The organism is Streptococcus mitis, from assembly GCF_946190155.1.
GTDB lineage: Bacteria > Bacillota > Bacilli > Lactobacillales > Streptococcaceae > Streptococcus > Streptococcus mitis_CL.
The window spans coordinates 1-11,452 of the sequence record NZ_CAMHZL010000016.1 but is presented as its reverse complement, the minus strand read 5'-3'; the positions used below and the strand labels follow the sequence as shown (position 1 = coordinate 11,452).

Annotated in this window: 13 protein-coding genes and 1 tRNA gene; 2 read left to right on the top strand and 12 right to left on the bottom strand. The window is 41.1% G+C overall.

The genetic code is table 11. The features are described from left to right. Positions 1-5: 5 nt before the first annotated feature. Both N8O80_RS09410 and rlmD read right to left on the bottom strand, forming a co-directional pair. A tRNA-Glu gene (locus N8O80_RS09410) sits at positions 6-77 on the bottom strand. Between the two features lie 61 nt (positions 78-138). Continuing rightward, a complete protein-coding gene (gene rlmD, locus N8O80_RS09405) occupies positions 139-1,494 on the bottom strand; it encodes a 23S rRNA (uracil(1939)-C(5))-methyltransferase RlmD (RefSeq protein WP_261028103.1) in 1,356 nt (451 codons plus the stop codon). Between the two features lie 37 nt (positions 1,495-1,531). Between rlmD and recX the strand changes: the two genes are divergently transcribed. Both recX and ntdP read left to right on the top strand, forming a co-directional pair. Then, positions 1,532-2,308: a recombination regulator RecX gene (gene recX, locus N8O80_RS09400; protein WP_125447845.1), complete on the top strand. Its 777-nt coding sequence runs from the start codon at positions 1,532-1,534 to the stop codon at positions 2,306-2,308. 88 nt (positions 2,309-2,396) lie between these two features. Beyond that, the gene (gene ntdP / locus N8O80_RS09395; RefSeq protein WP_000775316.1) at positions 2,397-2,930 is read left to right on the top strand and encodes a nucleoside tri-diphosphate phosphatase; all 534 of its coding nucleotides are present in this window, start codon (positions 2,397-2,399) and stop codon (positions 2,928-2,930) included. 70 nt (positions 2,931-3,000) lie between these two features. On the opposite strand, the gene N8O80_RS09390 is transcribed toward ntdP, so the two are convergent. From N8O80_RS09390 to N8O80_RS09345, 10 genes are all read right to left on the bottom strand, one after another. Continuing rightward, positions 3,001-3,768 carry an epoxyqueuosine reductase QueH gene (locus N8O80_RS09390; protein WP_049515921.1) on the bottom strand — a complete coding sequence of 256 codons (768 nt, stop codon included), beginning with the start codon at positions 3,766-3,768 and terminating at the stop codon, positions 3,001-3,003. Positions 3,769-3,905: 137 nt separating this feature from the next. Beyond that, complete coding sequence (gene groL / locus N8O80_RS09385; protein ID WP_084947434.1) at positions 3,906-5,528, bottom strand: chaperonin GroEL; 1,623 nt, start codon at positions 5,526-5,528, stop codon at positions 3,906-3,908. Positions 5,529-5,543: 15 nt separating this feature from the next. Further along, on the bottom strand, positions 5,544-5,828 hold the full coding sequence (gene groES / locus N8O80_RS09380) for a co-chaperone GroES (RefSeq protein ID WP_033687654.1): 285 nt from the start codon (positions 5,826-5,828) through the stop codon (positions 5,544-5,546). 155 nt (positions 5,829-5,983) lie between these two features. After that, positions 5,984-6,379 carry a single-stranded DNA-binding protein gene (locus N8O80_RS09375; protein WP_000282467.1) on the bottom strand — a complete coding sequence of 132 codons (396 nt, stop codon included), beginning with the start codon at positions 6,377-6,379 and terminating at the stop codon, positions 5,984-5,986. Between the two features lie 76 nt (positions 6,380-6,455). Beyond that, a complete protein-coding gene (locus tag N8O80_RS09370; RefSeq protein ID WP_261028090.1) occupies positions 6,456-7,217 on the bottom strand; it encodes an SDR family NAD(P)-dependent oxidoreductase in 762 nt (253 codons plus the stop codon). Positions 7,218-7,258: 41 nt separating this feature from the next. Next, a complete protein-coding gene (ytpR, locus tag N8O80_RS09365) occupies positions 7,259-7,885 on the bottom strand; it encodes a YtpR family tRNA-binding protein (protein ID WP_261028087.1) in 627 nt (208 codons plus the stop codon). 15 nt (positions 7,886-7,900) lie between these two features. Next, positions 7,901-8,218 carry a thioredoxin family protein gene (locus tag N8O80_RS09360; RefSeq protein WP_000615777.1) on the bottom strand — a complete coding sequence of 106 codons (318 nt, stop codon included), beginning with the start codon at positions 8,216-8,218 and terminating at the stop codon, positions 7,901-7,903. Continuing rightward, entirely contained in the window at positions 8,215-8,514 is a 300-nt protein-coding gene (locus N8O80_RS09355) for a DUF4651 domain-containing protein (protein ID WP_001013977.1), read from the bottom strand. The genes N8O80_RS09360 and N8O80_RS09355 overlap by 4 nt, the downstream gene beginning before the upstream one ends. 204 nt (positions 8,515-8,718) lie before the next feature. Then, positions 8,719-9,771 carry an N-acetylmuramoyl-L-alanine amidase family protein gene (locus tag N8O80_RS09350; RefSeq protein ID WP_261028086.1) on the bottom strand — a complete coding sequence of 351 codons (1,053 nt, stop codon included), beginning with the start codon at positions 9,769-9,771 and terminating at the stop codon, positions 8,719-8,721. Between the two features lie 119 nt (positions 9,772-9,890). After that, the coding region (locus N8O80_RS09345; RefSeq protein ID WP_261028085.1) for a CTP synthase at positions 9,891-11,452 on the bottom strand (1,562 nt) is incomplete at its 5' end.

Below are 11,452 nucleotides of genomic sequence, written 5' to 3'. Positions count from 1 at the left end.
TACCATAGTCCGTACGGGATTCGAACCCGTGTTACCGCCGTGAAAAGGCGGTGTCTTAACCCCTTGACCAACGGACCGGAGCTGTTATTTTCAACTCTTACTATTATACTGGCTTTTCAAACTTTGTCAACACTTTTTTTAAACTTTTTTTATTAATTTTACAACAGCTTCCGTTCGAGCTGTATGCGGGAACATATCGACCGACTGGATATAATGGAGATCATAGACTTCTACTAAACGTACTAAATCACGAGCCAAGGTCGAAACATTGCAAGAAATATAGACCATTTTTTCTGGTACATAAGTAAGAATAGTATCTAATAACTTATCATCCAGACCTGTACGTGGTGGATCCACAATCAGAGCATCTGCTCGGTAGCCTTCCTTATACCAGAGAGGAATAATCTCTTCTGCCGTTCCAGCTTCATAATGAGTATTGTCAAATCCCATTCTTTTAGCATTTCGCTTGGCATCTTCAATAGCTTCTGGAATAATATCCATACCTCTGAGTGTTTTTACTTTCTTTGCAAAGGCAAAACCAATTGTTCCAACTCCACAATATGCGTCAATCAAATGGTCTTCTTTACTAACATCCAGCGCTTTTACTGCCTCGCTATAAAGGACTTCTGTTTGTTCAGGATTCAGTTGATAGAAAGCTCGAGGAGATAGTGAAAATTCATAATCAAGTACACCTTCTTGAATACTCTCTTGTCCCCAGATAATCTCTGTCTTTTCACCATAAATTTCACTGGTTTTAGCTGTATTTGTATTCACAGCCACTGTCACAACTTCTGGAAAATCTTTAACTAAGTCTTTTACTAGTTGGGTTAAATTAAGCTGGCGGTTTGTAACAATAATAACCTGAACCTGTCCAGTCTTTCTTGCTCGTCGGACCATTATCGTTCTAACACCTAGAACTTTTCTCTCATCCGTGATTGGAATCTGGTGATAAGTAAGTAATTCTGCTAGACGATTAGCAATCACTTGAGTTTCCTTATCTTGTACTAGGCAGTCTTTCAACTCTACCAAATAATGAGAGTTTTGTGCATACAGACCTGCCTTGACCTGATTTTTAAATTTTCGAGTCTGAAATTGTAACTTAGCACGATAGTACTTGGGTTCCTGCATTCCAATCGTCGGGCGGATTTCATAGTTTTCATATCCTGCAGGGGCAAATTTTTTTAGCGCTTGGTGAAGTAAGTCCGTCTTGAACTCCAGCTGCTTATCATAATGCAGATGCATGATTTGGCAGCCTCCGCACTCATTGTAAATAGTACAAGCTGGCACAACTCGAAATTTAGACTTCTTGTTGACCTTCAGTAATTTTGCCTCAACAAAGTTACGTTTAATAGAAGTAATCTGACAATAGATATCTTCTCCTTTGAGAGCACCAGGCACAAAGACTAGTGTTTTTTGATAAAAGCCGATTCCCTCACCATTAATTCCCATGCGCTTGATTTTTAATGGTATTTTTTGTTTCACTTTCAGATTCATATCCCTATCTTATCACATTTTGAGTTATAATAGAACTATGAAAATCACAAAACTTGAAAAGAAAAAAAGACTCTATATGATGGAGCTTGATAATGGCGACAAATGCTACATTACTGAAGATACAATTGTTCGTTTTATGTTATCTAGAGATAAGATGATAAGCGAAGAGGAATTGAAGGAGATTCAGGACTTTGCTCAATTTTCTTATGGTAAGAATCTAGCCCTCTACCACCTATCCTTTAAAGCTCGCACTGAAAAAGAAGTCAGAGAATATCTGAAAAAATACGATATTGATGAAGACATAGCTTCCCAAGTCATTGCTAATCTTAAAGAAGATAATTGGATTAATGATGGCCATTACGCTTATGCTATCATCAATGCTAATCAACTTTCAGGAGACAAGGGACCTTATGTACTGACTCAGAAACTAGTACAAAAGGGGATTTCAAAATCTACTATAGAGGAGACCTTGAAAGAATTTGATTTTTCGGAAGTTGCTCAACGTGTAGCTAATAAACTATTGAAAAAATATGAAGGAAAACTTCCAGCTCGTGCCTTGCAAGATAAGATTATCCAGAACTTGACCAACAAGGGATTCTCTTACTCTGATGCTAAAAGTTCCTTTGACCAGTTGGATAGTCAAGTTGACCAAGAAACGACTCAGGAACTCATCTTCAAGGAACTCGATAAGCAATATGCTAAGTATACCCGAAAATATGAAGGATACGAACTTAAACAACGTTTAACTCAAGTTTTAGCACGAAAAGGCTACGATTTTTCGGATATAGCAAGCGCTCTCAGAGAATATCTTTAATATTTTCATGTAAAATTCACAGATTTTAGGTAATTTTATGGTACAATAGTAAACGATAAACTTATAAATTGTAGAAAGTTGGTTAGTTATGAAGCTTCCAAAAGAAGGCGACTTTATTACAATTCAAAGTTATAAGCATGATGGGAGTCTCCACCGAACTTGGCGGGACACCATGGTACTAAAAACAACAGAAAACGCCATTATTGGTGTCAACGATCATACACTGGTTACCGAAAGTGATGGTCGTCGTTGGGTTACTCGAGAACCGGCTATTGTTTACTTTCACAAGAAATATTGGTTTAATATCATTGCCATGATTCGCGATAATGGAATTTCCTACTATTGCAATATGGCTAGCCCCTACTATCTGGATGAAGAAGCACTGAAGTATATTGATTACGATTTGGATGTTAAAATTTTTACAGATGGGGAAAAACGTCTCTTGGATGTTGAGGAGTACGAGCGTCACAAACGCAAAATGAATTATTCTGATGACTTGGACTATATTTTAAAAGAACATGTCAAAATTCTTGTTGATTGGATTAACAATGGACGAGGTCCTTTCTCAGAAGCCTATGTAAACATTTGGTACAAGCGCTATGTAGAACTAAAGAATCGGTAAAGTTGTCAAACTAGGGTGAAAGCCCTAGTTTTTTTATTTGAGAAACCCAGCTTTTCAGCTGGGTTGGTCTCTATATATCTAATTTCGTAACAGTAAATTTGATGTGGGAATAGTCTTTTTCAACATCCTTATCCAGCAAGAACGCTATGGCATCCTTCTTAACTTGAACCAGGTCAATATTCTGGGCTTGTGCTGCATAGACACATCCACAATAACATTGACGGTAGATGTCATACTCTTCACACATCTCTACTGAACGTTTGTAGCCTTGATTTTTCTTGAAATCACTTGGAAGATAGTGGGTTGTATAAATTTTTTGCACATCGATTCCGATGCTGTTAATGGTTTGAGAATTTTTATGAGGACTGATGGTCAAGGCTGAGCCAAAGTAGTCAAAGCCCAAGTCCATAGCCACTTGCGCTGTCTTATCCAGTCGGTAGTCAAAGCAAACCTTGCAACGGTCGCCTCCTTCTGGTTCTTCTTCCATTCCTCTGACTAACTTACGATATTCATTTGGTTCGTAGGGAGCTTCTAGATACTGGACCGTATTTCCTGTCCGCTCATTGAAATCACTGACAAACTTTTTAGTCACATAGGCACGCTTATGGTATTCTGCCTTGGGATGGATATTAGAATTGGCAAAATAGATGGTCACATCTGCATACTTGGTCAAATATTCTAGGGTATAGGTACTGCAAGGGGCACAGCAAACATGCATGAGAATGGTTGGCCGTTGCTCATTTTTCTCCCATACTTGTACCATCTTCTGCATGACACGGTCATAATTAATCTTCTGATTGGGGTTCATCTTGCTCAGAATTTCTTCTACATCGATCATGTTCTTCTCCTTTTTCTAGTCTTATTTTATCATATAAGTTAGGAGAGCTCAAATCAATTTAGAAGTGAATATCATAAAAAGGAGGAATAGGCATTCCCTCATTTTGTATTTTTTATAAGTTGTTTCCTATAGAAAGCTTACATCATGCCACCCATCATACTTGGATCCATTGCTGGAGCTGGGGCTGCTGGTTCTGGTTTATTGGCTACGACTGCTTCCGTAGTCAAAATCAAGCTGGCTACAGATGCTGCATTTTGAAGGGCAGAACGGCTAACCTTAACTGGGTCGATGATTCCTTCTTCAATCATGTTGACCCACTCGCCAGTTGCTGCGTTGAAGCCTGTGCCAACTTCAGCATTTTTCAAACGATCGATAACGATAGATCCTTCAAATCCTGCATTGTGCGCAATCTGACGAACAGGTTCTTCCAAAGCACGGAGAACAATATTACGGCCTGTCGCTTCATCTCCTGCCAACTCCAAATCAGCCACGGCTGGAATAACATTGACAAGGGCTGTTCCACCACCTGCAACGATACCTTCTTCAACAGCTGCACGAGTAGCGTTGAGGGCATCTTCAATGCGGAGTTTCATTTCTTTCAACTCAGTTTCAGTTGCAGCTCCGACCTTAATAACCGCTACACCACCTGACAATTTTGCCAAGCGTTCTTGCAATTTTTCACGGTCAAATTCAGAAGTTGTGGTTTCGATTTGAGACTTGATAACCGCAACACGGTGAGAAATCGCTTCAGGATTTCCAGCACCTTCTACGATAACAGTGCTATCTTTGTCCACAGTTACTCTAGCTGCTTGACCAAGAGCTTCAATTGTCGCATCTTTCAACTCAAGACCAAGGTCTTCTGTGATAACTGTTCCGCCTGTCAAAATGGCGATATCTTCAAGCATGGCTTTGCGACGGTCACCAAAACCAGGTGCCTTAACGGCTACCACGTTGAAGGTTCCACGAATCTTGTTCAAAACAAGAGTTGGAAGAGCTTCACCATCTACATCATCCGCAATAATCAAGAGTGGACGATTGCTTTGGAGAATACTTTCTAGGAGTGGCAAGATTTCTTGGATATTTGAAATCTTCTTATCAGTAATCAAAATGTATGGATTTTCAAGATCAGCTACCATTTTTTCGCTATCTGTTACCATGTACTGTGAAAGGTAACCACGGTCAAACTGCATACCTTCTACAACTTCAAGCTCTGTTTCCATACCACGTGACTCTTCGATAGTGATGACTCCATCTTTGCCAACTTTTTCCATGGCTTCAGAGATGTACTCACCAACTTTTTCAGAACGAGAAGATACGGCTGCAACCTGAGCGATTGCTTCTTTGTTGGCAACAGGGATGGCGTTGTTTTTCAAAGCTTCAACTGCTGCGGCAACTGCTGCTTCAATCCCACGACGAATACCGATTGGATTTGCACCTGCTGTGACGTTTTTGATTCCTTCACGGACGATTGCTTGAGTCAAGACTGTTGCAGTTGTCGTTCCGTCACCTGCGATATCGTTGGTTTTTGAAGCTACTTCTGATACCAATTTGGCACCCATATTTTCAAAATGGTCTTCCAATTCAATTTCTTTGGCAATGGTCACACCGTCATTGGTAATCAAGGGTGAGCCAAATGATTTTTCCAACACAACGTTACGACCTTTTGGTCCCAAGGTTACTTTAACAGTGTCTGCAAGGATATCGACACCACGAACCATGGCTGAACGAGCATCAGATGAAAATTTAATTTCTTTTGACATACTTACTTTCTCCTTCTATTTTTCAATGATAGCCAAGATGTTAGCTTCGCCTACGATGATGTACTTTTCATCGCCATCTTTGACATCAAGACCTGCGTGAGCTTCAACCAAGACACGGTCTCCAGCTTTAACACTTGGAGCAACCAAGTCACCGTTCAAGGTACGAACACCTTGCCCAGTAGCCACAACTTGGGCTGTTTTGGTTTTTTCTTGGGCTGAACCTGCGAGGACAAAACCTCCAACAGTTTGTTCTTTTTCTTCGATTTTCAAGACCACACGGTCTCCTAATGGTTTCAACATCTGTTTTCCTCCATGATGAACTACATATTATTAGCACTCTTTATATCTGAGTGCTAATTCATAGTTCTATTGTATCACTTGGTCAGAAATAGTCAAGAAAAAAGTCTGACTTTCTCAAGATAAAAAGCCTGAGACCAACTCAGACTTTTTAATGCTTAAAATGGCAATTCTTCCTCTTCCAAAACCAAATCCGCCAAATCTTGTCCTGCATTATTTTCACGCATGGCACGTTGAGCACGACTTTCCAAGAGTTGGAATCCAGTAACAAGTACTTCGGTCACGTAGTTCATCTGGCCATTTTTCTCAAAACGACGGGTACGCAATTCCCCATCAACGGAAATGAGACTACCTTTGGTTGCGTAGCTTGCCAAAGTTTCTGCTAGTCTGCCCCATAGGACCATATTGACAAAATCAGCTTCGCGTTCCCCGTTTTGGTCTTTGTAACGACGATTTACAGCGATAGTTGCTCGCGCTACTGACTTGTCATTGTTGGTTTTATGCAATTCTGGTGTAGACGTTAAACGTCCAATCATGATAACTTTATTATACATATTTTCTTCCTCCTACTTATCTATTCGTAGGAAATCAAAAAAGTTACAGAAATTTGTAACTTTTCGAGGAAATTTTTTACTTTTTATGAACCATAAATCCTGTCGCCTGTTGATTTGCCATAATGGTCATATCTGTAATCTGCACACGACGAGGTTGACTGGTCACATAGACTACTGTATCTGCAATATCCTGAGCTTGCAAGGCTTCGATTCCTTGGTAAACGAACGCAGCTCGTTCTTTATCACCGTGAAAACGTACCGTCGAAAAATCTGTTTCGACAATCCCCGGTTGAATGGTTGTCACCTTGATATCCGTTGCAATGATATCAATTCGCAGACCATCTGAAAAGGTCTTAACCGCAGCCTTGGTAGCTGAGTAAACAGCGGCACCCGCATAGGCGTAGATTCCTGCGGTTGACCCCATGTTGATGATATGTCCTTGATTGGCTTTTACCATTACTGGCAAGAAAGAGCGAGTGACTGCCATCAAACCTTTGACATTGGTATCCAGCATGGTCAACATATCCAACTCTTCATAGTCCTGATAAGGTGCTAAACCTAGAGCCAGACCGGCGTTGTTGACCAGAATATCAATCTGACCTATCGTTTCTAAAATATCGGAGCAGACAGTCTTCACCATAGTCATATCCGTGACATCTAGTGGAAAGGTCCAAACTGTTTGATTTGGAAAGACTTCTGCAAACTCCGACTTAAGAGCTTCTAGTCTATCTGTCCGTCGTCCTGTTAGAACGACATTCTCACCCTGCTCCAGATAAGCACGCGCAATTGCTTCACCAATACCTGATGTCGCTCCTGTAATCACAACATTTTTTGCCATCTTATTTCCTTCTAGCTGGTCTATCAGATACTAACAACTTCTTAGGCAGTCCAGTGCTTAGCTGGATCAAATGGAGTTCCAACAACTTGGTCTTCTGATAATTCAATAATACCACGCTTTTGCGGAGCATTTGGCAAGGCAAGTTCACGAGGACTACACATCATGCCAAAACTCTTTTCACCACGAAGCTCACCTGGGAAAATGAGATTCCCTTTGGGCATCATTGCTCCTGGAAGAGCTACAATGGTTTTCAACCCGACACGCGCATTGGGAGCCCCTGCAACGATTTGCACTGTCTTGTCACTCGCGACTGCAACTTGGCAGATGTTAAGGTGGTCACTATCAGGATGGGCTACCATCTCGACAATTTCACCAACAACAAACTTAGGTTCCTTGTCATTGACAATTTCTTCTGTAAAACCTTCCGCCTGCAATTCTTGGTTCAAACGAGCTACTTGTTCATCAGACAAAAAGACTTGACCGCGCTCTTCAATTTCAAACAAACTTGAAACTTCGAAAATATTCCACGCCACTGTTTCCTCATTATCTTTTAGAAAAACACGGACTACCTTGCCTTTGCGCTCCACATCCAGTTTGGCATCTCCGCTATTTTTCACGATGACCATAAGGACATCACCGACATGTTCTTTGTTATATGTAAAAATCATTGTTTCCTTTTTCTCCTATTTCAGTCCTGCTAAAAAGTCGTTAATTTGTTGCTTGCTTTTACGGTCGCGATTAACAAAACGACCGATTTCCTTGTCTTTTTCTAGAACTACAAGGCTAGGAATTCCGTAAACATCCCAGAGTTTGGCTAAATCCATGTACTGGTCTCGGTCCACCCGAATAAAGGTGAACTCTGGATTGGTCTCCTCAATTTCTGGCAAGGCAGGATAGATATAACGGCAATCGCCACACCAGTCCGCCACAAAAAGAAAAACCTTCTTGCCATCTTTTTCTACTAAAGATGCTAATTCTTCTAAACTTGCTGGTTGTATCATAAGACTTCCTCCTCATAGACTAGGTCTTCATGTTCATAGACAAAGGTATAATGACGGCCATCCTCAAAAATGACGCCACCAACCAAGCTCTCTAGACTGCTTTCATAGACTTGAACATAGAGGGTCGCAATTTCCCCCATGTCTGAAAAATGGTCTCGCACAATCGCTGTCAACTCTTCCTGAGTCTTCCTGAGCTTACGGTCATCTGCAACTTTTTTCGTAGCAAGGGCAAGGCTTCCAATACCTAGCAGAGCCAAGCCTGCCATCCACATTTTTTTAGCTTTCATACCATTCATTTTAACACAAAAAAGGCTTTAGGACAAATGAGGAAACAGAAAAAAAGCAAGTAAAAAGCCCCTTCCTTTAAGGAAAAGGACTTCTTATACTCAATGAAAATCAAAGAGCAAACTAGGAAGCTAGCCGCAGATTGCTCAAAGCAGCGTTTTGAGGTTGTGGATAAAGCTGACGTGGTTTGAAGAGATTTTCGAAGAGTATTATTCTTATTGCCAGGCACCTGAGTTGCCAACGTAGTAACCATCAGGGGTGTAGGTATTGCGAAGCATCTTACCTGATGAAGCCAGATAATACCACTTGCCATTATCTTTGACCCAATCATTCGCTAGCATGGCACCAGAAGAACTTACATAATACCATTCTCCCTTGTCATAAACCCAAGCGCTTGCTTTCATGGCTCCTGAAGTTGATAAATAGTACCACTTGCCTTGATCGTAAAGCCAGTCACTCGCAATCATGGCTCCTGATGATTTAAAGGCATACCAGTTGTTACCTTGATAAAGCCAAGTTTGATTGAACATGACTCCTTTATCATTCATAAAGTACCAAGTTCCCTTGTCATAAACCCAATCCTTCTGCACTAATTGACCTTGTTGTTGGTAGTACCAGTTTTGGTTTGATTTTAGCCAGCTTTCTGCTTTTACAATCGGATAAAGTTCTTTGAAAGATCCTCCATCATCATATTTATGACTGATAGTTTTTAGTTTTTCAAGCTTCAATTCACCATTATCATAATCTGCCCAAGCAAAGACTTTTTGACCATTGACAGTCTCTGGTAAGGTAGCAGTGTAAGTCTTGGTTTGATAATCCCATTTAGCATCTAGGTATGTGTATTGATTATTTGATTCTTCAATACGATAGTAACCTCTCTTTCCACTATCATTATGAATATCATCCACAACTTTCGTTGACCAGGTCTTCACTTCGTTTCCGCTCTTGGCCTCGACCTTGATATCTCCTCTATAGCCATATGGAACATAGAAATTCAGGTAACGCCCCTCTACGCCCATCATAGACTTGTCCTTTTCTTGACCTAGGAAATTGACAGTTTGATCTTGACCATCGAGACTAACCGTCCACTCGATTTTCTCGGTTTTTGGCAAATCCAAGACTTTGATATCCACTTCATGACCATTGTTAAACTGTACTCCACACTTAACAACCCATTCTTCTTTAAGCTCAAATGCCTGCCCTGAATGTGGAAAAGCCAGTAAAGCTAGACCAGCTAGAGACAAACCAAATAATGTGATTTTTTTCATTGTAAATCCCCCTTAGTTTTTATTATGTTAATTATATCACTATGTTTTTATTTTGCAACTCATATCCTAAATATGCAATCAAAAAACCTCTGAGATTCTTCTCAAAGGTTCTAATTTGGCTAATTACTATTCTCAACCGCTGCAGTGACAAAGGCAGTGTAGAGTTCTTCTGGACGATTTGGACGACTTGAAAGTTCAGGGTGATACTGACACGCTACAAAGAATTTATTTTCAGGAATTTCCACGATTTCGACCAAACGATTGTCTGGAGAAACACCTGAGAAGACAAAGCCTGCTGCCTCAAACTGCTCACGGAAGGCGTTGTTAAATTCATAACGGTGACGGTGACGACGTTGCACCACTTCTTGATTGTGATAAGCAGCCGCTGCCTTAGAGCCACGTTTCAACTTAGATGGATAAAGTCCCAAGCGAAGTGTTCCCCCCATATCCTCAACATCAATCTGATCACGCATGATATCAATGATAGGGTACTTTGTTTCTGGTGCAAGCTCTGCAGAATTGGCACCTTCAAGACCCAAAACGTGACGAGCAAATTCGATACAAGTTAACTGCATTCCCAAGCAGACACCTAACATTGGAACATCATTTTCACGCGCATAGCGGATAGCTTGGATTTTCCCTTCAGTACCACGTTGACCGAAACCACCTGGCACGATGATTCCGTCCGCATCAGACAAGAGCTCTGCCACATTATCTGCTGTCACATCATTGGCATTGATCCAATTGATTTTCACTTCTGCGTCGTTGGCATAACCAGAGTGTTTCAAGGCTTCAACCACAGAAATGTAGGCATCTTGCAACTCAACATACTTACCAACAAGGGAAATCTTGACTTGTTTCTTGAGGTTCATGACCTTGTCCACCATAGCTGACCACTCTGTCATATCCGCTACTGGTGCGTCTAATTTCAAATGATCACAGACAATTTGGTCCATACCTTGCGCCTGCAAGTTCAGTGGAATTTGGTAAAGGTGTTCAACATCCAACGATTCGATAACGGCTTCTGGTGCCACATCACAGAACTGGGCCAGTTTGTTTTTAATTCCTTGACCAGCTGGCTCTTCTGTACGAATAACCAACATATTTGGTTGGATTCCCAAGCCACGCAATTCTTTGACAGAGTGTTGGGTTGGTTTGGTTTTCATTTCACCAGCAGCCTTGAGGTAGGGAAGCAAGGTTGTATGGATATACATGACATTATCTGCCCCCACATCTGCCTTCATCTGACGAAGGGCCTCTAGGAATGGCAAGGACTCGATATCTCCAACGGTTCCACCGACCTCTGTGATAATGACATCAGAGTCTGTCGTTAGAGCGGCACGCTTGATTTTTTCTTTCAAAGCATCTGTGATATGAGGAATGACCTGAACAGTTGCCCCAAGATATTCTCCACGGCGTTCTTTACGAAGAACTTCACTGTAAATTTTACCAGTTGTCACGTTAGAATATTTGTTCAGATTGATATCGATGAAGCGTTCATAGTGACCCAAGTCCAAATCAGTCTCAGCTCCGTCATCTGTCACAAAAACTTCCCCGTGCTGATAAGGACTCATAGTTCCCGGATCGATATTGATATAAGGGTCAAATTTTTGAATGGTTACTTTGAGACCACGATTTTTCAAGAGACGGCCCAGACTCGCTGCGACAATCCCTTTCCCAA

Coding starts and splice junctions, on each gene's coding strand:
- rlmD (WP_261028103.1), bottom strand. CDS start 1,494: ATGAATCTGAAAGTGAAACAAAAAATACCATTAAAAATCAAGCGCATG.
- recX (WP_125447845.1), top strand. CDS start 1,532: ATGAAAATCACAAAACTTGAAAAGAAAAAAAGACTCTATATGATGGAG.
- ntdP (WP_000775316.1), top strand. CDS start 2,397: ATGAAGCTTCCAAAAGAAGGCGACTTTATTACAATTCAAAGTTATAAG.
- N8O80_RS09390 (WP_049515921.1), bottom strand. CDS start 3,768: ATGATCGATGTAGAAGAAATTCTGAGCAAGATGAACCCCAATCAGAAG.
- groL (WP_084947434.1), bottom strand. CDS start 5,528: ATGTCAAAAGAAATTAAATTTTCATCTGATGCTCGTTCAGCCATGGTT.
- groES (WP_033687654.1), bottom strand. CDS start 5,828: ATGTTGAAACCATTAGGAGACCGTGTGGTCTTGAAAATCGAAGAAAAA.
- N8O80_RS09375 (WP_000282467.1), bottom strand. CDS start 6,379: ATGTATAATAAAGTTATCATGATTGGACGTTTAACGTCTACACCAGAA.
- N8O80_RS09370 (WP_261028090.1), bottom strand. CDS start 7,217: ATGGCAAAAAATGTTGTGATTACAGGAGCGACATCAGGTATTGGTGAA.
- ytpR (WP_261028087.1), bottom strand. CDS start 7,885: ATGATTTTTACATATAACAAAGAACATGTCGGTGATGTCCTTATGGTC.
- N8O80_RS09360 (WP_000615777.1), bottom strand. CDS start 8,218: ATGATACAACCAGCAAGTTTAGAAGAATTAGCATCTTTAGTAGAAAAA.
- N8O80_RS09355 (WP_001013977.1), bottom strand. CDS start 8,514: ATGAATGGTATGAAAGCTAAAAAAATGTGGATGGCAGGCTTGGCTCTG.
- N8O80_RS09350 (WP_261028086.1), bottom strand. CDS start 9,771: ATGAAAAAAATCACATTATTTGGTTTGTCTCTAGCTGGTCTAGCTTTA.